This window comes from Curtobacterium sp. VKM Ac-1393, assembly GCF_015350995.1.
Taxonomy (GTDB): domain Bacteria; phylum Actinomycetota; class Actinomycetes; order Actinomycetales; family Microbacteriaceae; genus Curtobacterium.
The window spans coordinates 87,858-112,782 of record NZ_JADKRW010000007.1 but is presented as its reverse complement, the minus strand read 5'-3'; the positions used below and the strand labels follow the sequence as shown (position 1 = coordinate 112,782).

Here is a 24,925-nt window from a genome sequence, read left to right as displayed (position 1 = left end):
CGAACACGGCCGGGGTCCGCCAGGACGGTCAGGACGGCGCGTGCACGCGCTGCTGCGCGGCGACGAGACCGAGCTCGGCGATCGCCTCGACCGCGTCCGCGGCGTCGGCCAGCAGGATCGGCAGCGACTTCTTCTCGGCTGCGGAGAAGTCACGCAGCACGTAGTCGGCGGGGTCCTGACGCCCGGGGGGACGGCCGATGCCGACCCGTACGCGCGTGAACTCGTTCGTGCCGGTGGCCTTGATGATGTCGCGCAGCCCGTTGTGCCCGCCGTGACCCCCGCTGCCCTTGAGGCGGACGGTGTCGAACGGCAGGTCGAGCTCGTCGTGCACGACGACGAGGTCGGCAGCGGTGACGCTGTAGAACCCGAGGACCGACGAGACGGGGCCGCCCGAGGTGTTCATGAACGACCCCGGCTTCGCCAGGACGAGTCGTGGGCCGCCGGGCACCAGGCGCCCCTCGGCGACCTGGTTCGGCGTCTTGTGCTTCTTGAACCGTGCACCCATGCGGGCGGCGAGTTCGTCGAGGACCATCTGGCCGACGTTGTGGCGGTTGCCGGCGTAGTCGGGCCCGGGGTTCCCGAGTCCGACCACGACCAGTGTTCGATCCGCCACAGCGTCGACCAGATGCCTTCGAAAGGGGTGTTACTCGGAGACGGGCTCGGAGCCGCCCTCGGCACCGGCTTCGGCGCCGGCCTCGGCCGAGGCCTCGTCCGCAGCGTCGTCGTCAGCGGTGCCACGCGGGGTGACGATCGCGACGACCAGCGCCTCGGCGTCGGTCTCGAGCTCGGCGCCCTCGGGGAGCTCGAGCTGGGCGGCGTGGATCTGCACGCCGTCCTCGAGGCCCTCGACGTTGACCGAGACGTGCTCGGGGATGTCCGTCGCGAGGACGAGCAGCGAGACGGTGTTCAGGTCCTGCACGTGGATCGTGCCGGAGAAGGACTCGCCCTCGATGACGACGGGGACGTCGACGGTGACCTTCTCGCCACGGCGGAGGACGACGAGGTCGATGTGCTCGATGATCTGGCGCACCGGGTCACGCTGGACGTCCTTGACGAGGGCGAGCTGTGCCGAACCCTCGATGTCGAGGTCGACGACCGCGTTGGCGGTACGGACGAGCAGCATGGTCTCGTGACCGGGCAGCGAGATGTGCTTCGGCTCGGTGCCGTGGCCGTAGACCACTGCGGGGATTTTGTCGGCGGCGCGGAGCTTGCGCGCTGCACCCTTGCCGAACTTGGTGCGGACGTCCGCTGCGAGCTTCGTGTAGTCGGCCATGGTGCCTCCTGGTCTCGGGGGTCGACACCGGCGGTCCGGCATCGTGGGGGTCTGTGGTGTTGCAACTCGAACGCGTGCACGCGTGAGGAACGTTCCCTGCTGGGCCGGGTCTCCCACCGCGTCGATCACGGCCGCTGTCGCGGCCCTCGCCGAAGTCAATCACCGACTCTACCAGCACCCGCCGGGCGTGTCGCACACAGCAGGTGACGCTCGCGACGCACGTCGAGGCGGACGGGAGGCGCGGCACCCGCTGGCACCGCGCCTCCCGTCCGCCTCATCCACCCGCCGGGCGCGGGGCGCTCCCCCCATGACCGCTCCCCGCGCGCCGCGCCTCAGTCGGCGTCGGCGGGCGCCTCCGGCGCGAGCCGGGTGATTGCGCGGTCCACGCGCGCGTCCACCTGCGCCCACCGGGTCGACCCCTTCCGGAGGACCGCCGCGTCGGTCACGGTGACGTGCAGGAGCCGGTCCCACTCCGCGCCGTACAGGGCCTTCCGGTAGCCCGAGGAGTCCTGGCAGGCGGCGTCGCGCTCCGCGACGGCGACCTCGGCCTTCCCGACGGTGGGCAGGAACGGTACGACCTCGTCACCGTCGCGCCCGGAGACCCGCATCGACGGCGTCGGCATCCCCTCCGGACCCGTCGGCAGGTCGGTGACCCCGGACGGCGCCATGCAGGAGCGCCACCCGGCGGCGGCGGTGACGACCGACTCGTCCTGCCGCGCATCGACGGCCGCCAGGTACGTCAGGCGCTGGGCGAGCTCGGACGCCGCGTCCGCAGACCCGCCCGTCCCGGTGCCGAGTCGCTGCCGCGCGGCCGCCCAGCATCGGCTGAGCACGTCCTGCGGCAGCGCAGCGAACCCGGCCTGGCGGTCCGGGTCGAAGGCCCATGCCTTCATGCCCTCGGCGTTCGCGCCGGCGGTGGACGGACCGTGGTACCCGCGGGTCTCGGCGAGCGCCGCCGTCAGGGGTCGCGTGGTCGCCAGGGCCGGTGACGGGTTGGCGCGCGCCGCGGAGTCGTCCGCGTCACTCTCGGCCTGCAGGCCGGCGGCCGTGGCCCACGGCGGCGGGCCGTCGATGCCGGCCTTCCGCAGGCAGGGCTGCGTGACGAGGTCCTCGGCGTAGGCGGTCTTCGACGATCCGGGGGCGACGTACGCGTCGAGGGGCATCGCCCACGCGGTGCTGTTCTGCTCGACGGTCGGTGCCACGGCGATGTCGGCCGGCTCGGGCAGCCCGTGCAGGACGGCCGTGACGAGCCCGGCGACGACGATGACGAGGGTGCCGCTCTTCGCGGCACGGGTCGTGATGTGCAAGGTTCCCCCTAGGCGCGGACGAGGCCGCGTTCGTGTGCGGTGATGACGACTTGGATCCGGTTGCGGAGTCCGAGCTTGGTGAGGACCGCGCGGACGTGGGTCTTCACGGTCGCGTCGCTGACGAACACCGACGCGGCGATCTCGGCGTTGCTCAGTCCCTTCGCGACGAGCAGGAACACCTCGCGTTCCCGCGCCGTCAACGCGTCGAGGACCTCGTCGCGTCGGTCGGTCACGGCCGGGGTGCCCTGCTCGCGGAGCAGGTCGAGTGCCTCGGCCTCGGTCGGTGCCGGACGGCCGGCGTGCACGTCCCGGATCGTCGCCGTGACCACCTCGGGCAGCGCGTCCTTCGTCAGGAACGCGGCGGCTCCCGCACGGAGGGCGGCGAGCACGGCGTCGTCCCGTCGGATCGTCGTCAGGGCGATCACGCGCGGCCGGTCCTCGGTCGACGCCGCGAGCCGGGTGAGCGTCTCGATGCCGTTCATCACGGGCATGCGGAGGTCGAGCAGCAGGACGTCGGGCTGTTCCGCGGCGCAGAGCTCGAGTGCTCCGGCACCGTCGGCGGCGGTCCCGACGCAGGTCATGTCGTCCTGCGCGTCGACGAGCATCTGCATGCCGGACGCGAACAGGCGCTGGTCGTCGACGACGGCGACACGGACGGCGGTCACCGTGCGACCTCGAGGCCCTGGAGCGTCCCGTCCGCCTCGATCGTCGAGGCCCGCTCGACCGTCGGGATCCAGGCCGTCACGACCCACTCGTCCGCAGCGTCACCGGCACCGGCGCGCAACCAGCCACCGGCGATCCGCGCCCGCTCCCGCATGCCGTCCACGCCCGAGCCGGAGCCGTCGAGCGCGACGAGTGGCTCGGCGCCGCGCGAGGTCACCACGATCCCGAGGCCGGGTCCGCGCCAATCGAGTGCGACACGGGCGGTCGCCGTACGCCCCTGGTGCTTGAGCACGTTCGTCAGGCTCTCCTGCACGATCCGGTGCACCGCGGCCCCGCTCCCCGGAGCGACCTCGCCTATGGTCCCGTGCTCCTCGAGGGCCGCGTCCATGCCGAGCTCCCGCATGTCGTCGACCAGGGTCGGGACGTCCGCCAGCCCGTACCGTGCACCGTCCCCGCTCCCCTGGATCCGTTCCACCAGCGTGCGGACGTCCCCGAGGGCCGAGCGGCTCACCTCGGCGATGGCCTGCAGCGCCTGCGCGGCGTGCTCGTCCCGGACGGCGATCGCCGCGGCTCCCTGGGCCTGCGAGACCACGACGGCCAACGAGTGCGCCAACGAGTCGTGCACGTCGCGGGCGATCCGGGCACGGTCCTGCTCGGCACGGAGCTCGGCCGTCGTGGTCTCGGTCTGGCGCTGCGCCTCGACGACGCGGACGCGGGCCAGGCCGATCCGCCAGGCGGCACCGATCGCGACGCCCACCGCCCAGCCGACGCCGCTCACCCCGACGAACGCCAGGGTGATCGTGACGAGGTCGGCGCGCGTCCCCCCGTGGGTCCCGACCCAGCTGCTCCACACGTCCTGGTCGGCCACGGTCGGCACCACCATCGCCCACGCGGCCGCCGCGCTCGCGACGGCGAGCACCGGCAGCGCGAGGTACCGCAGCAGGTCGGAGCGCCCGGCACCGACGACGCCGACGACGATCGCGATGGCCAGGTACTCGGGCCAGGTCGTGTCGGTCGGCCGGACGAGCAGTCGGAACGCCTGCAGGAGCGGGACGCCGACGACCAGGCCGAGCGCCGTCGCGGGCATCCAGCCGGCGAGCCCGATGGCGACGGCGAACGCCGCGACGACGACGATGTGGGCGCCGAGCCCCGACCGGCCGGCTTCGGCGACGATCCAGAGCACGAGGTACACGGCGCCGACGGCGGGGGCCAGCAGGTGCCGGAACCGGCGGAGGAAGGAGGTCATGGGGCCGAGCGTACGAGCCGTGCGGAGCGGTGAGCGAGCCGAACGGCTCGTTTTCATCCGAGGTGATGAGGGCGTGCTCGTCCGGTCATCGACCGAGGGTGCGCCGGTGCTCCTGTGCGGCGGCGAGCAGCTCGCGCGCGTCGTCGCTCGCGGCCTCGGCGGCGTCGCGAACACGTTCGAGCTCCTCGATCGTCGCGGACGCCTGCTCGAGTTCGCGCCGGAGGTCGGCCCGGCGTGCTCCGGCAGCCTCGAGGTCCGCCTCGGCCGCGTCGAGCGACGCATCGGCGGCGCGCGACTCGCTCCGCGCCGCGGTCTCCGCCTGGCGCGCGGCCTTCCGCTCGGCCGCCAGGTCGCGCTCCGGCTCGCGGGCGTGCTCCGGCTCCGGTCCGTCCGGTGGTGCCGTCTCGGTCGACCGGGAGGCACGCCCCGCCTTCCGCGCGCCCCTCGCCTGGGAGATCGGGATGGGTGGGGCACCGCTGCCGGACCACGCGTCGGGCACCGCGTCCGGATCGGCGAGCGCCCCGTCCAGGTCCACCGCGTCGAACCCCACGCTCTCCAGCGGTGCCACGAGCAGCCCAGACCGCACGGCGGCACCCGCGTGCGGATCGGCCATCGCAGCTTCGATCGTCGCCCGCACCTGTGCCAGCACCGCCGCCGTCACCGGGTGTCCCGCGTCCGAGGCGAGGTCGGCACCCGCCTGCGCCAGCGCGTCGACCACCTCGGCGCGTTGCTGCCGCAGCTTCCGGATCTCGCCCGGGTCGGCTTCGGCCTGGGCCTTTCGGAGCGCCGGACCGAGGTCGACCGCGTCGTCCAGGGCACCGTCGTGGGCGAGCAGGTCGACGACCCACGCCGCCGGCGCCGGCTTGCGGAGCCCTCCGATCGCCGACGCGAGGTCACGGTCGTCCTTCCGCACGGCTCGCTGCCGGGTGGTGCGCTCCGCGACGAAGTCTCCGGGCACGACGAGCAGCAGCTCCCTGGCGACGTCTGCGAACTCCATGCCCTCCAGCTTGCCCGAGGCGCGATCAGGGCTGCTCAGTGGGGCCGAATCCGTCGAAGGGCATTGCGCCGAACAACGCACGGTAGACCCCGAGGAGCGCGGACTCATCGACTTCCCAGCGGAGTCGTTCGATGACCGCCGCTCGGCCGGCCTGCGCGTGTGCCCGCGCTCGTTCCGGTTCTCGCACGTACCGCTCGATCGCCGAGGTGATCGCGGCGGGATCGTCAGCCGGGACCCATGTCACGCAGTCGATCCCGTCGAGGAGCTCTCTCCAGAACGGGATGTCAGTGGCGATGACCGCGAGCCCCGCGGCCATGTACTCGAAGAGCTTCGTGGGGATCGACGTCTTGTACGCAGGCGTCGGACGGAGTGGGAGCAGCCCGATGCGGCAGTCGAGGAGGAGCGCCCGGGCATCGCTCGGCGGCAACACTCCGCGGTGATCGATCCGCTCTGCCCGCACGAGGTCGTCGAAGGCCTGCCGATGGCCGCCAGGCTCGACGGGCCCTGCCGTGACGAGTTGCCACGACCGCTCCGCTGTCCGAGCGACGTCGCAGAGCACCTCGAGCCCGCGATCCCGCGAATGGGATCCGAGGTAGACAGCCCGTGGCGGTCGATCGAGCGACGCGGCGAGATCGGCATCGCGGACACGCGGCAGATTGCGGACCACGGTCGTCTTGTCCTCGGGGAAACGGCTCGCGACGGCGGGAGTCGCCGCCACGACGGCGTCGCTCCACCCCGCGACACGGACCAGGAGGTGCGCGGCAGCGATCGCGAGCACACGGCGTGCACCACGGAGGTACTCCTTGCCGCGCACCTGGTCCGGTAGGTCTTCGTGCGCGTCGTACACGACCTTCCGACCCCGCGCGCGGAACACCGGCACCGCCCAGAGCAGCTCAGGGTCGTGGATCTGCACGACGTCGGCGGGAGTGCGCAACGCCAGACGGACCACCTGCGCGGACGAGACCGTCATCCGCCGGAGACGCGGGCGCCTGGGGATGCAGTGGACGGACACGCCGGTCGCTGGGTCCGCACTCCAGCCACCGTGCGCGCCGCGATCAGCGTTGGCGACCGCGATGAGTCCGGTGCGGAGCCCCGCCGCCGCCGCGCTGGCGGCCTGCCGCTGGTGGATCCGGACGTCGGTCCACGGGTGCGCGCTCGACACGTGCAGGACATCGAAACGTTGCAACGGGTTCGGCATCCACTCAATATATCACATTGGGCATACTCAGGGGGTCACCAGTCGTGGACGGTGCCGTCGGCCAGGCGGTTGAAGGGCAGGTACGCCTGCTCGTAGGGGTACTTGCCGGCCTCGTCGACGTCGAGGCTGACCCCGAGGCCGGGCTCGTCACCGGGGTGCAGGTAGCCGTCGGTGAAGGTGAACGTCTGCCGGAACACCTGGTTCGTCTGCGGGCCGTGCTGCATGTACTCCTGGATGCCGAAGTTGTGGATCGCCATCCCGAGGTGCATCTGCGCGGCCAGACCCACCGGCGAGATGTCGGTCGGCCCGTGGAACCCGGACTTGACCTGGTACATCGCGGCGTAGTCCATCGTCTTCTTGAGCGGGGAGATGCCACCCATGTGCGTGACCGCTCCGCGGACGTAGTCGATGAGCTGGTCGCGGATGATGTCCTTGAAGTCCCAGATCGTGTTGAAGACCTCACCGATCGCGAGCGGCGTCGTGGTGTGCTGCCGGACGAGCTTCAGTGCCTCTTGGTTCTCGGCCGGGGTGCAGTCCTCGAGCCAGAACAGGTCGTACGGCTCGAGGGACTTGCCGAGCTTCGCAGCCTGCAGCGGGGTCATCCGGTGGTGGCCGTCGTGCAGGAGCGGCAGTTCGGGTCCGAACTCGTTCCGGACGGCCTCGAACACGGTGGGCACGTGGCGCAGGTAGGCGCGGGTGTCCCAGTCCTCCATGGCGGGGAAGGCCCCACGCTGCGCCGGCTCGAAGTCGTACCGGACGCCCTCGTTGCCCTCGGTGGTCTTGTTCGAGGCGATGCCGTAGATGCTCTCGAGGCCGGGGACGCCGGTCTGCACGCGGATCGAGCGGTAGCCCTCCTCCTGGTGCTCACGGATCGAGTCGAACAGCTCGGGCAGCTCCTTGCCCGAGGCGTGCCCGTACGCCATCAGCCCGGTGCGCGAGGCGCCGCCGAGCAGCTGGTAGAGCGGCATGCCGGCGACCTTGGCCTTGATGTCCCAGAGCGCCATGTCGACGGACGCGATCGCCGCCATCGTGACGGGGCCGCGGCGCCAGTACGACGAGCGGTACAGGAACTGCCAGGCGTCCTCGATGCGGCTGGCGTCACGGCCGATCAGCAGCGGCACGACGTGCTCGGACAGGTACGCGGCGACACCGAGCTCGCGGCCGTTCAACGTCGCGTCACCGAGGCCCGTGACGCCGTCGGCGGTCGTGATCTTCAGCGTGACGAAGTTCCGGTTCGGGCTGGTGACGATCACCTCGGCGCGCTCGATGAGCTGGCCGCGGTCGGCTGACGCCCACGTGTCCGGACGCCCGGAGGTCGACCCGGTCGCCGCGCCCGTGTCGACGGCGCCCGGCACCGGGGCCGCGGGGTTCGTGGTGGTGTCGGTCATGCGTGGACTCCTTCGTCGGTGCTCGTTCGGGCGGTGCGGATGTCGTCGGCCGCCGCGGTGATCGCGTCGACCACGTCGGTGGTGTCGAGGTCGGGGGCGATGACGTGCAGCACGGCGTGCACGTCCGAGTCTGCCCCGGGGGCTCCGTCGTCGTCCACGAGGTCCGGCTGCGTCGTGACGTGGAGCCACCACGCGGCGATCGCCGTCGCGGCTCCGGGACCGATGCCGGCGGCGGGGTCGCGGGCGATTCGGTGACGGAGCACGTCGACGACCCGGACGGGCAGCTTCTGCGATCCACCGGAGGCGATCTGCCGCAGGGTGTGCCGGATGCGCGGGTTCTGGAACCGGTCCACCAGGGCGGCGCGGGCGGCGGCGACCTCGTCCGACGGCAGCGGCAGTTCGCGAGCGGCCTCGTCCCACAACTGCTCGACGGCGGCACGGCACACCGGGTCCTCCATGGCCGCGGCGACGGTCTCGTGCCCGAGCTGGAGCCCGAGGTACGCGAGCAGCGAGTGCGAGCCGTTCAGCAGCCAGAGCTTCCGCTGTTCGTACGGGGTGACGTCGTCGACGATGCGCACGCCGGCGGTCTCCCACGCGGGGCGGTCGATCCCGTCGAAGGCCTCCTCGAGCACCCACTCCGCGAAGGGCTCGGTGACGACGGGGACCCGGTCGTCGGCGAGCGCTCCCGGCAGGGCGGCGAGGCCCTCGACGTCGGCGTCGGTGGTCGCTGGGGTGATCCGGTCCACCATCGACGACGGGAACGAGACGTTCGCCTCGATCCACGCGCGCAGGTCCGGGTCGCTGGTGGCGCCCAGCACGGCCTCGCGCAGCACCGCACCGTTGTGCGTCAGGTTGTCGAGGCTGACCAGCGCGATGCGCCCGCCGCCGGCCGTCCGCCGGGCGTCGAGCCCCGCGACCAACCGGGCCGGGACGTCGGAACCGGACCGGTAGCCCTGCTCGGTGACCGTCAGCGTGACGATGGTGGTGTCCGGGGACGCGACCACGTGCCTCCAGGCCGTGTCGTCGCTGCCCGGGTGGGCGGCCACGATCGTGTCGACCACCTCGGCGCTGTCGCCGGTCGCGGCGCGGGTGACGAGCGTGTACCGGCAGTCCTGCGCGGCGAGGGCGTCGGCCATGTCGGGCGAGCGACCCGTGAAGGCAGTGATGCCCCAGGGTTCCCCCGACGCGTGCTGCGTGTACCAGGCGAGATGGGCGCGCGCGAACGCCCCCACCCCGAGGTGCACGATGCGCGGTCGGCGACCAGTCATGCCGCCACCGTGACGAGGGACCGCAGGTACGCGAGGTTGTCGGCGGTGCGGGCCTCGAGGGGCAGGTCGGTGGAGAAGTCCTCGATGGTGACCCAGCCGTCGTAGCCGACCTGGCGGAGGGCGTCGAGGTACTCGGAGACCGAGGCCTGGCCGGTGCGGAGCGGTGCCCACTCGTGCTGCCAGATCGTGCTGCCGTCGGCACGGGTGTCGCCGGTGTCGACCCAGCGGGCGTTCTTCACGTGGGCGTGCGCGAGGTACGGGCCGAGGAGCTCGAACGCGGCGAGGTGGTCCTCGTGCCCCTCGATGACCAGGTTGCCGAGGTCGTGGATGACCCCGACGTGCTCCGGGTCGAGGCCGTCGACGAGCCGCAGCGCCGCCGAGGCCGACGGGGTGATCGTCATGTGGTGCAGCTCGACCAGGGCCTTGACGCCGAGCTCGGTCGCCCGGGCCACCGCCCACTCGAGGTCGGCGCGGGTGCGGTCGAAGATCTGCGCGTACGTCTCGCCGGTGCGTTCCTTCTCGTGCCGGTACATCGGCATCGAGACGCGGACCTGGCGGGCGCCGAGCTCGCTCGTGACGCGGAGCATCGTCTCGACGCCCTCGTGGTCCGACGCCTGCTGGTACCCACCGATGCCGGAGTACTCGAGCCCGGCGGCGTCGGTGATCCGGGCGATCTCGCCGACCTGGTCCTGGATGCCGGTGAACTGCCACGTGGAGTCGTTGCCGGCCCAGAACGAGCGTCCGGCGGGCACGACGGCGCCGTCCGCGGGGCGGTCGTCGACGATGCGCCACTCGACGCCGTCCCAGCCCTGCTCGGCCAGCGTCGTGGCGGCCTGCGACGGGGTCCAGTCGGGGGTGGAAGCGGTGAACACGGAGAACTTCATCGGGTGGCTCCTTCGTTGTCGGACAGCTCGTGGGCGCCGACGACCGGCACCACGTCGTCGTACTTGCCCTCGATCACGTCGTCGATCCGGACGGGCTGCCCGAGCGTCGCGCTGACGTAGAGCCCGCGGACGGTGGCGAGTGACACGAGGGCCGCGTCGACGGTCACGCCGGGCTCACGGCCCTCGCGGATCGCGGCCACGATGTCGGTGTACTGCCGGCCGTGCCCCGCGGCGAAGTGGTCGGGCTCGGCCGGGCCGCCGACGACGTGCTCCGGCGGGACGACGTCGTCCTTCTGGTCGACCGCGCCCGCGACCGCCGATGCGTTCGAGGTGGTCGACGCGGACTCGAGCGTGGCGGCGTCGGGTGCGATGTGGAAGTAGGCCAGGCGGTCGTCGTCGACGATCGCGGACCCGTGCGTGCCGTACACGGCGTAGCGGGCGGAGAGGCCCGGGTACGCGGCGGTCGTGCAGTGGATGACGCCGAGCGCGCCGCCGGCGAACCGGACGGTGGCGACGGCGGTGTCCTCGACCTCGATGCGGTCGTGCGCGAGCAGCCCGGTCTGGGCCGAGATCTCGACCGGACGGCCGAGTGCCCAGACGAGCAGGTCGACGGTGTGCACGCCCTGGTTCATCACCGCGCCACCACCGTCGAGCGCCCAGGTGCCGCGCCAGTCGCCGGAGTCGTAGTAGCCCTGCGAGCGGTACCAGGCGACGCTCGCCAGGCCGGAGGTCACGGTGCCGAACCCGCCGTCGTGGGCGGCTGCGGCGACGGCGGCCGAGGCCGGGTCGAAGCGGTGCTGGCTGATGACGCTCGTGACGAGTCCACGGTCGCGGGCCGCTGCGGCGAGCGCGGCGATCTGCCGGGCCCGGGGCATCGTGGTGTCGAGCGGCTTCTCGATGACGACGTGCTTGCCGGCGGCCAGGGCGGCCTCGGCGAGCTGCACGTGCATGCCGGAGGGCGAGCAGATCGCGACGACGTCGATGTCGGTCTGCGCGATCGCCTCCTCGATGGTGGACGTCGTGACGGGGCGGGTGACGCCCATCGCCTCGATCTCGTCGGCGGCGCTCGTGGCGGCGGCGGGGATCGCGTCGACGAGGGCGACGACCTGCAGGTCCGGGTGGTGCACGGCGACCGTGGCGTGGTGTCGTCCGATGACGCCGGCGCCGACGACTGCCAATTTCAGTGGGGTGGTCATCGCAGGGTGACTCCGATCTGGTCGGTGAGGGTGCGGAGGGCACGACCGGCGCGACCGAAGGCCGCGGGGCCGGAGAACCCGCCGAGGGAGGTGACGTCGCTGAGGTGCGGCTCGAGTGAGGCGTAGCCGGAGTACCCGGCGTCGCGCAGCGCGGTGAGGGTCTGCAGCAGTTCGCCGTCGCCCTCGCCCGCGGGGACCACCGACGAGTCGGCGGCCAGGGCGTCCTTGACCTGCAGGTAGTCGACGTGGGGCGCGAGCTGCGCCCACCCGTCGGTGAACGGCTTGACGCCGCACTGCACGTAGTTCGCGTTGTCCCAGGCCAGTCGGAGCGCCGGCGACCCGACGCTCTCGACGATGTCGAGCACGCGCGAGGGGACGTCGCCGTAGATGTCCTTCTCGTTCTCGTGCAGCAGGGTCACGCCCTCGCGCTCGGCGAGGTCGGCCAGGGCGCGCATCCGGACGAGGACGTCATCGCGGACGTCCTCCGGCGCTCGGCCCGCGAAGTAGAACGAGAAGATCCGGATGTTCGTGGTGCCGAGGGCGTGGGCGGCGGCGATCGCGCGGCCGAGCCGCCCGACCTCGTGCTCGACGGGTTCGTCGACGGAGACCTTGCCGATCGGCGAGGCGATGGCGGACACGGTCTGCCCGCGCTCCTCGAGCAGGCGGTGGAGGCCAGCGAGCTGGTCTTCGTCGAGGTCGACGACGTTCACGCCCCAGGCGCTGCGGACCTCGATGGCGCTCGCGCCGAGCGCCTGCAGGACCGCGACCTGGACGACGGGGTCTGAGTCGATCTCGTCGCCGAAACCGGAGAGTTCCCAACTGGGCTGGGTCATTGCATTCCCTTCATGAGGCCAGGGTGACCGGCGGGGCGGACGCGCACCGGGCCTCCAGTCAGATCTGTGGACAACTCGCGCTACTTGACGGAGCCGGCCGTCAGGCCGCCCACCAGGTAGCGCTGGAAGATGAGGTACAGGGCGACGACCGGCACGGCGCAGACGATCGAGGCGGCCATCATCTGGCCGTAGATCGGCACCGCACCGCCTTCTTGCGCGGTCCCGAGCACCTGCAGGACCACGGCCACCGTCCGGGTGTTCGGGGTCGTCATGATCGTGGAGAACAGGACGTCGTTCCAGCCGAGCAGGAAGGCGAAGATCGCCGAGACGACGATGCCGGGCCACGACAACGGCAGGACGATCTTCGTCAGGATCTTGGTGCTCGACGCGCCGTCGATGCGCGCGGCTTCCTCGAGCTCCTTCGGCAGGCCACGCAGGTACGTGACCATCACCCAGGTCGAGAACGGCAGGGCGAACGTCAGGTAGGTGACGAACAGGCCCCAGCGGGTGCCGATGATCTGCACGCCCGTGGCACTGGCGATGTTCGAGAAGACCACGAACACGGGCAGCAGCAGGAGCGTGCCGGGGATCGACTGCAGCGCGAGGAGCCCGCGCAGGATGGTCAGGCGGCCGAGGAACCGGAACCGGACCAGCACGTAGGCGGTGGACACGGCGAGCGCCGCACTCGCGATGGCGACCGCACCGGCGGTGAGCATCGAGTTCACCAGCCCCTCGCCGAGGGCGACCGTCGACCAGATCTCGACGTAGTTCGACAGCGTGAACTCGGACGGGAAGTACTCGCCGCGGGCGACGGCGACGTCCGAGTTCACCGAGCCGAACAGGATGTACAGGACCGGGACGGCGATGAACGCGACGATGACGGCGATCACCACGACGAGCAGCCAGCGGGGCAGGAGCCGGGTGACGTCGGTGTCGTAGGGACGCTTGTGGGGCCGCCCGCGATCGCCGGTCGTGATGCTCTCGGTGAGCGTCGCGGTGGGGCGGGTGCGGGTGCTGAAGGTCGAGCTCGGTGTGCTCATGCGCGTGCTCCGTCGATGTCGGCGGCGGTCGGGGCGGGGGCGCCGGCCAGGGTCGCGCGGTCCGCACGACGCTGCTTCCGGTCGGGGCCCGCGTCGTCACCGGTGTCGAGCTTGACCGCCCGCAGGTAGACGAACAGCGGGATGGCGACGATGACGAGCGAGCAGATCGCCATCGCGGCCGACAGACCGAACCGGAACGACTGGAAGCTCGCGATGTACGTCAGGACGGGCATCACCTCGACGCTCGACGGCAGCGGGATGCCGAAGAGCACGAACGGCAGGGTGAAGTTGTTGATGTTGTGCAGGATCGCGATGATCACCGCCAGGCTGAGCGGCCCGCGCAGGTACGGGAAGATGATGTAGCGCAGCTTCGCCCACCAGGTCACCCCGTCGAGTGCGGCGGCCTCGTGCACCTCGTTGTCCACGGCCTGCAGTCCGGCGAGCGACAGCAGGTAGACGAACGGCCAGCTCGTCCAGATCATCACGCCGGCGAGCGCCCAGTACGACGCGGAGCCGTTCAGCCAGAGCACGTCGGTGTGCAGGATCGAGTTCACGACGCCCTGCGGCTGCAGCATCGTGCGGAAGAACGTGCCGACGACGAACGCGGGCAGCACGTACGGGATCAGGTAGATCGACCGGACGAGACCGCGCCCCGGGAACCGGTTCTGCGTGGAGATCGCCGCCGCGACGCCGATCGGCACGGTGACCGCGGTGACCAGCACCGAGAGCGACACCGAGATCCAGATCGAGTGGAGCAGCGGCGAGTTCGTGAAGGCCTCGGCGAAGTTCGCGAAGCCGATGAACGGGGCGCTGAACCACTGGCGCAGCGTGTACTGGTCCAGGTCGAGCATCGCGATGAAGAAGCCCACCAGGAGCGGCACCACGATGACGGCGAGCATGAGGACGCCGCCGGGGATGAGCATCCAGAGCGGACGCTCCTTCTTGTACAGCGGCGTCGTGCCGTGCGGGCGGACCGTCTGCGGTGCGCGCTGCTGCGGCTTGGTCTGCATGGCGGTCATCACAGACCTCCGTTCTTCTGACGGTCGAGCGTGGACTGGGCGTCGCGCTGTGCTGCTTCGAGTCGCGCACGGAGCTGGTCGTCGGTGACCTCACCGCTCTTGAGCGACGGGATCGACTGCACGACCACGTCGACCAGGGCGAGCTGGATGTCGGACCAGGCGCCGGTGAAGGCGGTCGGCTTGGACAGGCGGCCGGCGTCGATGATCGGCTTCAGTTGCGGGTTGTCGGCGGCGAGGTCGGCGGCAGCGGACGCGTTGGTCGGCAGGTTGCCGAACAGGTCGTAGTACTCGAGCTGGGCCTTCGGCGCGCTGAGCTGCTTGATGAAGTCGAACGACAGCTGCTGCTTGGTGCCGTAGTCGGCCACCACCCAGTTGTCGCCGGACAGGATGCTCGCGGCCTCGATGCCGTCGGCGGGCCGCTCGCTCGCACCCGGTGGGACGGTGGGGAGCAGCGCGAACTCGTACTTGCCGTCGACCTCGGTGTCCGTGAACGAGTTGATCGCGGTGGTGGTCGTCATCGGGAAGAACGCGGCCTTGCCCTCGGTGAACTGGGCCAGGGCCTGCGCGTTGTTCCAGCCGATCGCAGCCTTGTCGACGACGCCGTCCTTCGTGATCCAGTCGAAGTAGGTCCGGTAGGCGTTCGCGACGGCATCGCTGTCGATCTCGGCCGTGCCGTCCTTCGAGACGATGGTGTTGCCGGCGTTCTGCGCCATGCCCCACACGAACTTCCACGGGTCGAAGCCGTCGGCGTAGGCGATCGCCATGCCGTGGTGTCCGTCACCCGTGGTGGCCTTCGCGTCCGCGGTGAGTTCGTCCCACGTGGTCGGCATCTCGGTGATGCCGGCCTTCGCGAGCAGGTCCTTGTTGACGGCCATCACGAACGGACGGCTGGCGAACGGGATGCCGATCTGCTTCGAGTCGCTCGGCCCCGAGATGCCGAACGAGGCCGGGTCGAACTGGTCCTTGCCGCCGATGGCCTTCCACTCCTTCGACCCCATCTCGACGAAGGCGCCGGTGGCGTAGGCGGTGGGGGTGAACGTGGTGCCGATGGCGTAGACGTCGGGGCCCTGGCCGGAGATGACGCTGGTCTGGATCGCGGTCAACTCCTCCTGCGCGGACGAGTAGGTCTCCCACTGGATGTCCGCGCCGGTGGTGCGCTTGAACTCGGCAGCGGTGTCCTGCTGCCACTGCTTGCGCTCCTTGGGGTACGTGGTGTCCGCGCCCATCATCACGCGGAGGGTGTTCGGGTCGTCGCCGCTGCCGTTCACCACGGAGCAGCCCTGCAGGGAGAGAGCGGCGAGGGCGATCACCGCGACGGCACCGACGAGGGTGCGGGGCTTCAGCCGTGTTCTGTTCATCCGGGGGTTTCCTCCTCGAGACCTCCTCCGGGCGGCGCTGCCCGGTGGCACCACTGTTCCGCCGTTGGCAACATCCGGCAACCGGTTGCCACTTGTTGCCAGACGCGAATACGTTCGGGCTCGTGAGCAGCACAGACACGGACGTCTCCGGCGCCGGCAGCGGCCTCGGCACCGACGCCGGCGCGGGTCGCTCCGCCGCCCGGCGCGTGACCATCCGGGACATCGCCGACGCCACCGGCGTCGCCCCGTCGACCGTCTCGCGTGCGCTCTCCATGCCCGACCGTGTCAACCACACCACGCAGGAGCGCATCCAACACGCGGCCCGCGAACTCGGCTACGTCGCCAACTCGCAGGCACGTGCCCTGACGTCCGGCCGCACCCGTGCCGTCGCCGTGCTCGTCTCGGACATCACCAACCCGTTCTACTTCGACGTCATCCGTGGCACGCAGCACCAGCTCGCCGGCGCCGGGTGGACGCAACTGCTCGTCGACACCGAGGAGTCCGCCGACGCCGAGCTCGCCACCCTGAGCTCCATCGGCACGAAGGCCGACGGTGTCGTCCTCACCGCATCGCGCCTGTCCGACGCGCAGATCGCCCGGTTCGCCGAACGGATCCCCCTCGTCGTCGTCAACCGTCGCCCCGCCGGGGTGCCCTCGGTGCTCATCGACACCCCCGGCGGCGTCGAGCAGGCCGTGCAGCACCTCGTCTCCCTGGGCCACCGCGACGTGCTCTACGTCGCCGGCCCGGACAGCTCGTGGTCGAACGAACGCCGGTGGAAGGCGCTCGTGCGGGTCGCGAAGCGCCTCGGTGTGCGCGTCGCCCGCATCGGGCCGCACGCGCCGTTCGTCGACTCCGGAGCCGCAGCGGCCGACGCCGCCGTGCACGCCGGGGCCACCGCCTGCATCGCCTTCAACGACCTGATCGCCATCGGCATGCTCGCTCGGCTCCGGGAACGCGGCGTGCGGGTCCCCGAGGACATGAGCATCGTCGGCTGCGACGACATCTTCGGCGCCGACTTCTGCAACCCGCCGCTCACCACGATGACCTCGCCGATCGAACGGGCCGGCCGGGTCGCCATCCGGATGCTGCTCGGACGGCTCGAGGGCGACCCCGCCGACGAGCTTCCCGGCGAGCACGTGACCGGCGCCGTCGCACTGCCCACCCACCTGACCGTCCGGGAGTCGACCGGGCCCGCACCCGCCTGACGCCGGCGCTCACCCGCCGTCCCCGCCGTCCCCTCCGTCCCCGCCGTCCCCGCCGTCCCCGCCGTCCCCGCCGTCCCCGCCGTCCCCGAAGGAGTCGATGATGACCCAGACCAGCACCGCCACCCGCCTCGCCCCGCACCCGGACCGGCTGTTCCCCGCCGACCCCGGTGCGCGACAGGTGGCGCGCACCGTCTACGACTCGGTCAAGGACGCGCCGATCCTCTCCCCGCACGGGCACGTCGACGCGGCGGTCATCGCCGCGGACCAGCCCTTCAGCGACCCGGCGTCGCTCCTCATCACGCCCGACCACTACGTGCTCCGCCTGCTGCACGCGAACGGGGTGGACCTGGCCGCGCTGGGGCGCGCCGATCTGTCGGGGACCAGCCCCGTGCCTCCCGGTCGCGCCATCTGGCGGAACCTGGCAGACCACTGGGACGACTTCCTCGGTACCCCCGTGCGCTACTGGTTCGAGACGGAGCTGCACGACGTCTTCGGGTTGACGGAGCAGCCGTCGGGCGCGAACGCCGACGCCCAGTACGACCACATCGCCGGTCTGTTGGCCTCACCCGCCTTCCGCCCACGCGCCCTGTTCGACACCTTCGGCATCGAGGTACTCGCCACCACCGACGGCCCCGCCGACGACCTCACCGCGCACGCGCAGCTCGCCGCCGACCCCGCGTTCACCGGCCGGGTGGTCCCCACCTTCCGCGCGGACGCCGTGTTCGACCCGTCACGCTCGGACTGGAGGCCCGTGGTCGCGTCCATCGGACAGGCTGCCGGCATCGACACGGGGACCCACGCAGGGCTGCTGGCAGCACTGCGCGCACGTCGCCAGTACTTCATCGAGCACGGCGCGACCGCCACGGACACCGGGGTGCTCGACGCCGGGTCCGCGCCCCTGTCCGCCACCGAACGCGAACGCATCCACGCTGCAGCGCTCCGCGGGGACGTCTCGACCGCGGACGCCACCGCGTACCGGCACGACATGCTCTACCGCTGGGCCGAGATGAGCGTCGAGGACGGCCTGGTCATGCAACTGCACCCCGGCATCATCCGGAACCACCACGCACCGACGCTCGAGCGCTTCGGACCGGACACCGGGCACGACCTGCCCGCCGTCGGGTCGTTCACCACGCCGCTGCGGCCGTTGCTCGAGTCGTTCGGGACCGCCCCGGGCTTCCACCTCGTGCTCTTCACCGTCGACGAGACCGTGTTCTCACGCGAGATCGGCCCGCTCGCCGGCTTCTACCCGGCCGTGTACGCCGGTGCGCCGTGGTGGTTCATCGACACCCCGGCGGCGATCGGGCGCTACCGTTCCGCGATCACCGACTCGGCGTCGTTCACGAAGACGTCCGGGTTCATCGACGACACCCGGGCGTACTGCTCCATCCCCGCGCGGCACGACATGGCGCGGCGAGCGGACGCGGCGTACCTGGCGTCCCTCGTCGTCACGCACGAGATCTCGGAGGAGGACGCCGTCCGCACCGCGGGGCGGATCGTGTCCGACATCCCGCGGGCGACGTTCAAGCTGTAGCGGTGCGGGCCGCGGCCGCGACGCTGCGGACGCGTTCCAGCGCGGAACGGATCTCGGCCTCCGCGGTGTCGGCGTCGGGCGCCCATCGGCACTCGAGCGAGACGGCGCCCCGGTGGCCACCGTCGTGCAGGGCCGCGAGGAACTCGCGCCACACGTCGTCGACCGTGCCGGGCGGCCGCCGGTCCGGATCGCTGAGGTGCACGTGCCCGATCCGGTCGCCGTGGCGCCGCAGGACATCGAACGACTCGCCCTCGTTCCGGATGTGGAACAGGTCGGCCACGACGCCGACACCGGCCAGGTCATGGGCGTCGAGGAACGCCACGGTCTCCTCGACGGTGTGCAGGACGTTGGTCTCGGAGCGGCTCAACGGCTCCGCCGCGATCAGCAGGTCGTTCTCGGCGGCGACGTCGCGCGCGGTCCGGACCACCTCGGCGAACCGGCGCAGGGCATCGTCGCCCGCCATGCCGTCGGGGGCGTTCCGAGCGGTCCCCGACCCGAAGACGATCGTCGCGCCCGGTTCCGCGACCGACCGCACGATCGGCAGGACCGACGCGAAGTACGACCGGACGGTACCGAGCTCCGTGTTCAGCAGCGGGAGGTCGCCGGGCACCAGGACGGCGAAGGACGGGAACCGCTGACCGGCGTAGACCTCGTTCCGCCGCCACCCCGTTCCGTCGCGGACCGCGAGGTTGCCGGCGATCGTCGGCTCCACGTGGTCAGCGCCGGCGCGGCGGACCACCTCGGTCAGTTCTGCTCCGGCAACGACGCCGAGTCCGCTGGACGACATGCGGTCCATGCAACTCGTCCGCGATGCCGACGGCGTCTGTTGCCGTCCGTTGCCACCAGTGCCGGTACGGTCGGACGATGGACCTCGACGTCATCGCTGCGTACGGCGACCGTGCGGGCGAGTACGCGGAGCTCCTCGGATCGATGACGGCCGTCCACGACGAGGACCGAACACAGGTCGAGGCCTGGGCGTCGGGATCCGGTGCGCGCATCCTCGACGCAGGGTGCGGGCCGGGGCACTGGGCCGCACACCTGGCGGATCGTGGGCACGCGGTGATCGGCATCGACGCGGTCGCACCCTTCGTCGAGCACGCACGACGCGCGCACGACGGCGTCGACTTCCGCCTGGGCGCGATCGAGTCCACCGGCCTCGACGACGGCAGCGTCGACGGGGTGCTCGCCTGGTACTCCGTGATCCACCACGATCCGTCATGCGTCGGCGAGGTCTTCGCCGAGTTCCACAGGGTGCTCAGGCCGGGCGGCGGCCTGCTGGTCGGGTTCTTCGAGGGGCCCTCGATCGAGACCTTCGACCACGCGGTCATCACGGCGTACCGGTGGCCGACGAGCGCGCTGGCGGAGGTGCTCGACGACCACGGGTTCGACGTGGTGGACGTCAGGGGCCGGCTCGATCCGGGACGACGGCCGCACGCCGCCATCCGCGCGACGCGGCGGTGAGTCCGTTCAGCGCTGGCGGGTCGCCAGGCGGGTCAGCGCGTCGGCGTACTCGGCGATCGCACGATCGAGCAGGGCATCGAGATCAGTGCGTATGACGTCCACCCTGGAAGCGTACCGGGGCATCAGGGCTGCCAGCCAGGGATGACGACGCCGGTCCCGTGGGCGAAGGCGACGAGTTGCGCGCGGTCACGGGCGCCGGGCGCCGAGCGCCGAGCAGTACCGCGCCCATCTGTCCGAGCTCAGGCGGAAGTGACCGACAGCGCCGCGAGGATCGTCGTCACCGTGCCGTCGACCGGCCCGTCGATCGACACGTCGACGGCGGCCTCGTCCGCCTGCGGCCGCTCGAGCGTGGCGAACTGGGAGTCGAGCAGCGACGACGGCATGTACTCGTGGTGCCGGTGCGCCTGTCGCTCGGCGATCAGGTCGTGCGAGCCGTCGAGGAACGCGATGACGAGCCCCGGCACCGACTGCCGGAGCCGGTCGCGGTAGACGCGCTTCAGGGCCGAGTTCGCCATCACGCAGCGGTGCCCGGACGCTTCGACCGCTGCGATCCGATCCGCGCAGGCGTCGAGCCACGGCCACCGGTCGTCGTCGGTGAGCGGGATGCCCTGCCGCATCTTCTCCTTGTTCGCGGCCGGGTGCAGGTCGTCGGCGTCGACGAACACGGTCGGTTCGCCTTGCTCAGCGAGCGCGTCGGCCAGCGCCTGACCGATCGTGGACTTGCCGGAACCGGACACGCCCATGACGAGGACGGGCGGGAGGACAGCGGTGGCGGTCATCCCTCCACAGTATTGATGCGGTGAACAGTGATCCCCAGTTGCCGTAACACCCGTGCGGTCTCAGGGTGCCGACCGTAGGTTGGTGGCACGTTCGGACAAAGGAGACTTTCGTGGCAGACAGCACTGGTCAGGCGAACATCGGGGTGATCGGCCTCGCCGTCATGGGGTCGAACCTCGCACGCAACCTCGCGTCGCGTGAGGGCAACACGGTCGCGGTCTACAACCGCACCTACGCCCGCACCGAAGAACTCATCACGGAGCACGGCGACGCCGGCTTCATCGCTTCCGAGGACATCGACGACTTCGTGGCGTCGCTGAGCAAGCCGCGCACGGCGATCATCATGGTGCAGGCCGGCAAGGGCACCGACGCCGTGATCTCGCAGCTCGCCGACAAGTTCGAGGAAGGCGACATCATCGTCGACGGCGGCAACGCCAACTTCCACGACACCATCCGGCGCGAGCACGACCTGCGCGAGAAGGGCCTCAACTTCGTCGGCACCGGCATCTCCGGCGGCGAAGAGGGTGCGCTCAAGGGCCCGTCGATCATGCCCGGCGGCTCGAAGGAGGCCTGGGAGACCCTCGGTCCGATCCTGAAGTCGATCGCCGCGGTCGCCGAGGGCGAGCCCTGTGTGACCCACATCGGCACCGACGGTGCCGGCCACTTCGTCAAGATGGTGCACAACGGCATCGAGTACGCCGACATGCAGCTCATCGCCGAGTCGTACGACCTGCTCCGCCGCGTCGGCGGGCTCTCCGTGGACGACCTGGTCGGGGTGTTCCAGGAGTGGAACGGCGGCGACCTCGAGTCCTACCTGATCGAGATCACGGTCGAGGTCCTGAAGCAGCGCGATGCTGATTCCGGCGAGTTCCTCGTCGACGTCATCCGCGACGAAGCGGGTTCCAAGGGCACCGGCGTGTGGACCGTGCAGAACGCCGTCGGCCTCGGCATCCCGGTGTCCGGCATCGGCGAGGCCGTGTTCGCTCGTGCGGTGTCGTCGAAGCCGTCGCAGCGTGCCGCCGTGCAGCAGGCGTTCCCGGACCGGCCCGACATCGCCGAAGTCCCCGACGGCTTCGAGGACGACGTCCGTGCGGCGCTCTACGCATCCAAGGTCGTCGCCTACGCGCAGGGGTTCGACCTGATCATCGCCGGGGCGAAGGAGTACGGCTGGGACATCGACCTCGGCAACGTGGCGAAGATCTGGCGCGGCGGCTGCATCATCCGCGCCCAGTTCCTCAACCGCATCGTCGAGGCGTACGACAAGAACCCCTCGCTCGAGAGCCTGCTCGTCGACCCGTACTTCGCGAACGCCGTGCACGAGGGCGAAGCCGCCTGGCGACGCATCGTCGGGATCGCTGCCGCGTCGGGGATCCCCGCCCCGGGCTTCTCGTCGGCGTTGTCGTACTTCGACTCGCTCGCCTCCGAGCGGCTGCCCGCCTCGCTCATCCAGGGGCAGCGCGACTTCTTCGGAGCGCACACCTACCAGCGCATCGACAAGGACGGCACCTTCCACACGCTGTGGTCCGACGACGACCGCCGCGAGGTCGACCAGGAACCGTCCACCCACTAGACCGCGGCACGACCGCACCCGCGAAGGGCTCCGCCGACCGGCGGGGCCCTTCCCCTGCCAGGACACGAGGTGACGGCTCGCGGGCGCGCTCGGGTCAGGCGACGATGCGCTCGCGCGCCAGGTCCGCCACGAGCCGGTCCAGCCGCGGCCCCCGGCCGAGCAGTCGACGCGACCCGGGGGCGGTCCGCACGAAGAAGGTCGCGACGGCCGGGGTGTCGTCCGGCCGGACGTAGTGGATCGCGACCGCACACGCCCGACGGGCATCAGCACGATCGCCGTCACCGTCGACGTCCTCGATGCCGACGTGCACGACCCGACTCCACCGGATCACGAGCAACCGTGTGGCCTTGCGATCGTCGAGTTCCCACAGGGACGCCTCGGTCGCCCCGAACGCCCAGGTCACCCGCGCGCCGAGGGTGACCTCGGGCCGGACCTCGGCGATCGCGTCACGCAGTTCGGTCGTCGGTGCCGCCGGCACGAGCCAGACGGTGGGGTCGATCCGGCGGATCGCGAGCGCGAGCGCTTCGTCCGCGTGCCGTCGTCGCACCGCCGCGGCGCGGAACACCGCGACCACGATGACCGTGATGCCCACCGCGATCGCACCGAACTCGACGATCCCGTACCAGGACAGGTCGGCATCCGGCGCCGCCCCGACGACGATGATCCGGGTCGTCAGCAGCGCAGCCCAGATGCCCACGATCACCCAGCGCAACGTCATGAGGCGTCGCGCCGCCGACATCGGCGTGCGACCGGACCGCTGGGCGCGTCCGAAGCGTGGGACTCGATCAGGACGCCTCGGCACTCCACGATCCTCGCACGCCCCACCGGTGAACCCCACCGGCACCCGGTGAACGCATGGCGACCACGTCGGTGGCGGCGACGGGACCGGCGGACGGGAGGCCCGTGGCGGGCCCGCCACGGGCCTCCCGTCCGCTCTGCGGTCCCGCTCACAGCACGCCGATCTAGCATCGGATGGTGCCCACCAGCGGAACTCCGATGCGGCCGCGCCTGCTGGCCGCGGCCAGCGGCGTCGTGGCCGTCCTCGCCTTCCTGGCGGCCGCCGAACTCGGCGCCGTGGTGCTCGGCGGCGCCGGCAGCCCGCTCGTGGCGGTCGGGTCGGCGGTCATCGACCTGGCGCCGCCCGGAGCCAAGGACCTGATGGTCAGCCTGTTCGGGACGGGTGACAAGGTCGCGCTCTTCACCCTGATGGGTGTGCTGATGCTGGCGATCTCGGCCGGGGCGGGGATCCTCGAGCGCGTCCGTCCGCCGTTCGGAGCACTGGTGTTCGCCGCCGGGGGCGCGCTCTCGCTCGTGGCGGTCACCACCCGGTCCGGGTCCGGCATGTGGGACGGTGCGCCGTCGGTGCTCGGCGTGGCGGCCGCGATCATCGTGCTCCGCCTGCTCACCGCACGGCTGCGCAGGTGGGAGTCCGCCGCCGCGATACCCTCCCGCTCCACCGAGCCCCTGCCCGAGCGCCGTGGGTTCATCGCGTGGTCGGTCACCGCCGCGGCGCTCGCGCTCGTCGTCGGGACCGGCGCTCGACTCGGGTCGGCCGCGATGCAGCGCACCGCCGCCATCCGACGGGCGATCCACCTGCCCGCGCCGGCGGAGGCCGCACCGGCGGTGCCGTCCGGGGCGTCGCTCGACGTGACTGGCATCACGCCCTACGTCACATCGAACGCCGACTTCTACCGGATCGACACCGCGCTGCGCGTCCCCTCGATCGACCCCGCCGACTGGAGCCTGCGCATCCACGGTGCCGTCGAGAACGAGGTCACGCTGACCTGGGACGAACTGCTGGCGCTGCCGCTCGAAGAGCACATGGCCACCCTGAGCTGCGTGTCGAACGAGGTCGGCGGCGACCTGATCGGCAACGCCCTCTGGCTCGGCTACCCGATCCGCGAGCTCCTGGCCCGTGCGAAGCCGACCGGTGACGCCGACATGGTGTTGTCGCGGAGCATCGACGGGTTCACCGCCGGGACGCCCCTCGACGTGCTGCAGGACGACGGTACCCAGGCGATGCTTGCCGTCGGCATGAACGGCGAGCCGCTCCCCGCCGAGCACGGGTTCCCCGTGCGGATGGTCGTGCCCGGGCTGTTCGGCTACGTCTCGGCGACGAAGTGGGTAACCGAGATGGAGGTCACCCGGTTCGCCGACGCCCAGGGCTACTGGACGCCGCGCGGCTGGTCGGAACGCGGACCCGTGAAGCTCGAGTCCCGCATCGACACCCCGCGGAACGGCGCCAGCGTGACCGCCGGCAAGCAGGTCGCCATCGCCGGGGTCGCCTGGCAGCCGCACACCGGCGTCAAGGCAGTGCAGGTCCGGGTCGGCGGCGGTGCGTGGCAGCAGGCGGACCTGGCGGACTCGGTGTCCGCGGACACCTGGCGCCAGTGGGTGCTGCGGTGGACGCCGACGGCGGGCTCGCACACGATCGAGGTCCGTGCCACGAGTGCCGACGGTGAGGTGCAGACGAGCGTCGAACGGCCGCCCGCGCCGAACGGTGCCACCGGGTGGGCGTCGGTGACGGTCGACGCGAAGTAGTGCGGCGCGGGGCGCGGCGCGGGTCCGAGTCCTGGTCCGCGGGCCGCGCGGCACGCCGTCTGCCGGTCGTCGAGGTTCCGAAATCTCGGCATGTCGAGCGTCCGAACGGTCGTCCGTGCTACCTCGGCGGACGTGAGCGGCGTGTTGTGCGACTTCGGCGAACGCGA

23 protein-coding genes are annotated in these 24,925 nt (G+C 71.5%); 5 read left to right on the top strand and 18 right to left on the bottom strand.

The window, feature by feature from the left end; all coding sequences use genetic code 11:
- Nucleotides 1–28: 28 nt before the first annotated feature.
- From pth to ITJ59_RS15955, 15 genes are all read right to left on the bottom strand, one after another.
- Nucleotides 29–613 (bottom strand): aminoacyl-tRNA hydrolase, encoded by a 585-nt coding sequence (gene pth / locus ITJ59_RS16025; protein WP_194652295.1) that lies wholly within the window; start codon nucleotides 611–613, stop codon nucleotides 29–31.
- 30 nt (nucleotides 614–643) lie between these two features.
- Nucleotides 644–1,273: a 50S ribosomal protein L25/general stress protein Ctc gene (locus ITJ59_RS16020; RefSeq protein ID WP_194652294.1), complete on the bottom strand. Its 630-nt coding sequence runs from the start codon at nucleotides 1,271–1,273 to the stop codon at nucleotides 644–646.
- Between the two features lie 332 nt (nucleotides 1,274–1,605).
- Complete coding sequence (locus ITJ59_RS16015) at nucleotides 1,606–2,580, bottom strand: hypothetical protein (protein WP_194652293.1); 975 nt, start codon at nucleotides 2,578–2,580, stop codon at nucleotides 1,606–1,608.
- 8 nt (nucleotides 2,581–2,588) lie between these two features.
- Nucleotides 2,589–3,245, bottom strand: coding sequence for a response regulator (locus ITJ59_RS16010; RefSeq protein WP_194652292.1), 657 nt, complete (start codon nucleotides 3,243–3,245; stop codon nucleotides 2,589–2,591).
- Nucleotides 3,242–4,489 carry a sensor histidine kinase gene (locus ITJ59_RS16005; protein ID WP_194652291.1) on the bottom strand — a complete coding sequence of 416 codons (1,248 nt, stop codon included), beginning with the start codon at nucleotides 4,487–4,489 and terminating at the stop codon, nucleotides 3,242–3,244. The genes ITJ59_RS16010 and ITJ59_RS16005 overlap by 4 nt, the downstream gene beginning before the upstream one ends.
- Nucleotides 4,490–4,574: 85 nt before the next feature.
- Nucleotides 4,575–5,486 (bottom strand): hypothetical protein, encoded by a 912-nt coding sequence (locus ITJ59_RS16000; protein ID WP_194652290.1) that lies wholly within the window; start codon nucleotides 5,484–5,486, stop codon nucleotides 4,575–4,577.
- Between the two features lie 25 nt (nucleotides 5,487–5,511).
- On the bottom strand, nucleotides 5,512–6,684 hold the full coding sequence (locus ITJ59_RS15995; protein ID WP_194652289.1) for a glycosyltransferase: 1,173 nt from the start codon (nucleotides 6,682–6,684) through the stop codon (nucleotides 5,512–5,514).
- A 35-nt stretch (nucleotides 6,685–6,719) separates the two neighbouring features.
- Nucleotides 6,720–8,072 carry a D-mannonate dehydratase ManD gene (gene manD / locus ITJ59_RS15990; RefSeq protein ID WP_228511658.1) on the bottom strand — a complete coding sequence of 451 codons (1,353 nt, stop codon included), beginning with the start codon at nucleotides 8,070–8,072 and terminating at the stop codon, nucleotides 6,720–6,722.
- Complete coding sequence (locus ITJ59_RS15985) at nucleotides 8,069–9,340, bottom strand: mannitol dehydrogenase family protein (RefSeq protein ID WP_194652288.1); 1,272 nt, start codon at nucleotides 9,338–9,340, stop codon at nucleotides 8,069–8,071. Before ITJ59_RS15985 ends, manD begins: the two co-directional genes overlap by 4 nt.
- Nucleotides 9,337–10,224: a sugar phosphate isomerase/epimerase family protein gene (locus ITJ59_RS15980; RefSeq protein WP_194652287.1), complete on the bottom strand. Its 888-nt coding sequence runs from the start codon at nucleotides 10,222–10,224 to the stop codon at nucleotides 9,337–9,339. Before ITJ59_RS15980 ends, ITJ59_RS15985 begins: the two co-directional genes overlap by 4 nt.
- On the bottom strand, nucleotides 10,221–11,420 hold the full coding sequence (locus tag ITJ59_RS15975) for a Gfo/Idh/MocA family oxidoreductase (RefSeq protein ID WP_194652286.1): 1,200 nt from the start codon (nucleotides 11,418–11,420) through the stop codon (nucleotides 10,221–10,223). The genes ITJ59_RS15980 and ITJ59_RS15975 overlap by 4 nt, the downstream gene beginning before the upstream one ends.
- On the bottom strand, nucleotides 11,417–12,253 hold the full coding sequence (locus ITJ59_RS15970; RefSeq protein ID WP_194652285.1) for a sugar phosphate isomerase/epimerase family protein: 837 nt from the start codon (nucleotides 12,251–12,253) through the stop codon (nucleotides 11,417–11,419). Before ITJ59_RS15970 ends, ITJ59_RS15975 begins: the two co-directional genes overlap by 4 nt.
- Nucleotides 12,254–12,333: 80 nt before the next feature.
- A complete protein-coding gene (locus tag ITJ59_RS15965; protein WP_194652284.1) occupies nucleotides 12,334–13,293 on the bottom strand; it encodes a carbohydrate ABC transporter permease in 960 nt (319 codons plus the stop codon).
- Nucleotides 13,290–14,312 (bottom strand): carbohydrate ABC transporter permease, encoded by a 1,023-nt coding sequence (locus tag ITJ59_RS15960; protein ID WP_194652283.1) that lies wholly within the window; start codon nucleotides 14,310–14,312, stop codon nucleotides 13,290–13,292. The genes ITJ59_RS15965 and ITJ59_RS15960 overlap by 4 nt, the downstream gene beginning before the upstream one ends.
- Complete coding sequence (locus tag ITJ59_RS15955; RefSeq protein ID WP_194652282.1) at nucleotides 14,312–15,670, bottom strand: ABC transporter substrate-binding protein; 1,359 nt, start codon at nucleotides 15,668–15,670, stop codon at nucleotides 14,312–14,314. The genes ITJ59_RS15960 and ITJ59_RS15955 overlap by 1 nt, the downstream gene beginning before the upstream one ends.
- Nucleotides 15,671–15,792: 122 nt before the next feature.
- Between ITJ59_RS15955 and ITJ59_RS15950 the strand changes: the two genes are divergently transcribed.
- The gene (locus ITJ59_RS15950) at nucleotides 15,793–16,875 is read left to right on the top strand and encodes a LacI family DNA-binding transcriptional regulator (protein WP_416354877.1); all 1,083 of its coding nucleotides are present in this window, start codon (nucleotides 15,793–15,795) and stop codon (nucleotides 16,873–16,875) included.
- Nucleotides 16,876–16,975: 100 nt separating this feature from the next.
- Nucleotides 16,976–18,409 carry a glucuronate isomerase gene (gene uxaC, locus ITJ59_RS15945; RefSeq protein ID WP_194652281.1) on the top strand — a complete coding sequence of 478 codons (1,434 nt, stop codon included), beginning with the start codon at nucleotides 16,976–16,978 and terminating at the stop codon, nucleotides 18,407–18,409.
- On the opposite strand, the gene ITJ59_RS15940 is transcribed toward uxaC, so the two are convergent.
- Nucleotides 18,399–19,196: a sugar phosphate isomerase/epimerase family protein gene (locus ITJ59_RS15940; protein WP_194652280.1), complete on the bottom strand. Its 798-nt coding sequence runs from the start codon at nucleotides 19,194–19,196 to the stop codon at nucleotides 18,399–18,401. The genes uxaC and ITJ59_RS15940 overlap by 11 nt on opposite strands.
- 77 nt (nucleotides 19,197–19,273) lie before the next feature.
- Here ITJ59_RS15940 and ITJ59_RS15935 point away from each other — a divergent pair, with 77 nt between their 5' ends.
- Complete coding sequence (locus ITJ59_RS15935) at nucleotides 19,274–19,870, top strand: class I SAM-dependent methyltransferase (RefSeq protein ID WP_194652279.1); 597 nt, start codon at nucleotides 19,274–19,276, stop codon at nucleotides 19,868–19,870.
- Between the two features lie 239 nt (nucleotides 19,871–20,109).
- Here ITJ59_RS15935 and ITJ59_RS15930 read toward each other — a convergent pair whose 3' ends face one another.
- Nucleotides 20,110–20,649: a gluconokinase gene (locus ITJ59_RS15930; RefSeq protein ID WP_194652278.1), complete on the bottom strand. Its 540-nt coding sequence runs from the start codon at nucleotides 20,647–20,649 to the stop codon at nucleotides 20,110–20,112.
- A 110-nt stretch (nucleotides 20,650–20,759) separates the two neighbouring features.
- Between ITJ59_RS15930 and gndA the strand changes: the two genes are divergently transcribed.
- Nucleotides 20,760–22,217 (top strand): NADP-dependent phosphogluconate dehydrogenase, encoded by a 1,458-nt coding sequence (gene gndA, locus ITJ59_RS15925; RefSeq protein WP_194652277.1) that lies wholly within the window; start codon nucleotides 20,760–20,762, stop codon nucleotides 22,215–22,217.
- Between the two features lie 94 nt (nucleotides 22,218–22,311).
- Here gndA and ITJ59_RS15920 read toward each other — a convergent pair whose 3' ends face one another.
- Nucleotides 22,312–22,935 carry a hypothetical protein gene (locus ITJ59_RS15920; RefSeq protein ID WP_194652276.1) on the bottom strand — a complete coding sequence of 208 codons (624 nt, stop codon included), beginning with the start codon at nucleotides 22,933–22,935 and terminating at the stop codon, nucleotides 22,312–22,314.
- 254 nt (nucleotides 22,936–23,189) lie between these two features.
- Between ITJ59_RS15920 and ITJ59_RS15915 the strand changes: the two genes are divergently transcribed.
- Entirely contained in the window at nucleotides 23,190–24,758 is a 1,569-nt protein-coding gene (locus ITJ59_RS15915) for a molybdopterin-dependent oxidoreductase (protein WP_416354876.1), read from the top strand.
- The last annotated feature ends 167 nt before the right edge of the window (nucleotides 24,759–24,925 follow it).

Coding starts and splice junctions, on each gene's coding strand:
- ITJ59_RS16020 (WP_194652294.1), bottom strand. CDS start 1,273: ATGGCCGACTACACGAAGCTCGCAGCGGACGTCCGCACCAAGTTCGGC.
- ITJ59_RS16005 (WP_194652291.1), bottom strand. CDS start 4,489: ATGACCTCCTTCCTCCGCCGGTTCCGGCACCTGCTGGCCCCCGCCGTC.
- ITJ59_RS16000 (WP_194652290.1), bottom strand. CDS start 5,486: ATGGAGTTCGCAGACGTCGCCAGGGAGCTGCTGCTCGTCGTGCCCGGA.
- ITJ59_RS15995 (WP_194652289.1), bottom strand. CDS start 6,684: ATGCCGAACCCGTTGCAACGTTTCGATGTCCTGCACGTGTCGAGCGCG.
- manD (WP_228511658.1), bottom strand. CDS start 8,072: ATGACCGACACCACCACGAACCCCGCGGCCCCGGTGCCGGGCGCCGTC.
- ITJ59_RS15985 (WP_194652288.1), bottom strand. CDS start 9,340: ATGACTGGTCGCCGACCGCGCATCGTGCACCTCGGGGTGGGGGCGTTC.
- ITJ59_RS15980 (WP_194652287.1), bottom strand. CDS start 10,224: ATGAAGTTCTCCGTGTTCACCGCTTCCACCCCCGACTGGACCCCGTCG.
- ITJ59_RS15975 (WP_194652286.1), bottom strand. CDS start 11,420: ATGACCACCCCACTGAAATTGGCAGTCGTCGGCGCCGGCGTCATCGGA.
- ITJ59_RS15970 (WP_194652285.1), bottom strand. CDS start 12,253: ATGACCCAGCCCAGTTGGGAACTCTCCGGTTTCGGCGACGAGATCGAC.
- ITJ59_RS15965 (WP_194652284.1), bottom strand. CDS start 13,293: ATGAGCACACCGAGCTCGACCTTCAGCACCCGCACCCGCCCCACCGCG.
- ITJ59_RS15960 (WP_194652283.1), bottom strand. CDS start 14,312: ATGACCGCCATGCAGACCAAGCCGCAGCAGCGCGCACCGCAGACGGTC.
- ITJ59_RS15955 (WP_194652282.1), bottom strand. CDS start 15,670: ATGAACAGAACACGGCTGAAGCCCCGCACCCTCGTCGGTGCCGTCGCG.
- uxaC (WP_194652281.1), top strand. CDS start 16,976: ATGACCCAGACCAGCACCGCCACCCGCCTCGCCCCGCACCCGGACCGG.
- ITJ59_RS15940 (WP_194652280.1), bottom strand. CDS start 19,196: ATGTCGTCCAGCGGACTCGGCGTCGTTGCCGGAGCAGAACTGACCGAG.
- ITJ59_RS15935 (WP_194652279.1), top strand. CDS start 19,274: ATGGACCTCGACGTCATCGCTGCGTACGGCGACCGTGCGGGCGAGTAC.
- ITJ59_RS15930 (WP_194652278.1), bottom strand. CDS start 20,649: ATGACCGCCACCGCTGTCCTCCCGCCCGTCCTCGTCATGGGCGTGTCC.
- ITJ59_RS15920 (WP_194652276.1), bottom strand. CDS start 22,935: ATGACGTTGCGCTGGGTGATCGTGGGCATCTGGGCTGCGCTGCTGACG.
- ITJ59_RS15915 (WP_416354876.1), top strand. CDS start 23,190: ATGGTGCCCACCAGCGGAACTCCGATGCGGCCGCGCCTGCTGGCCGCG.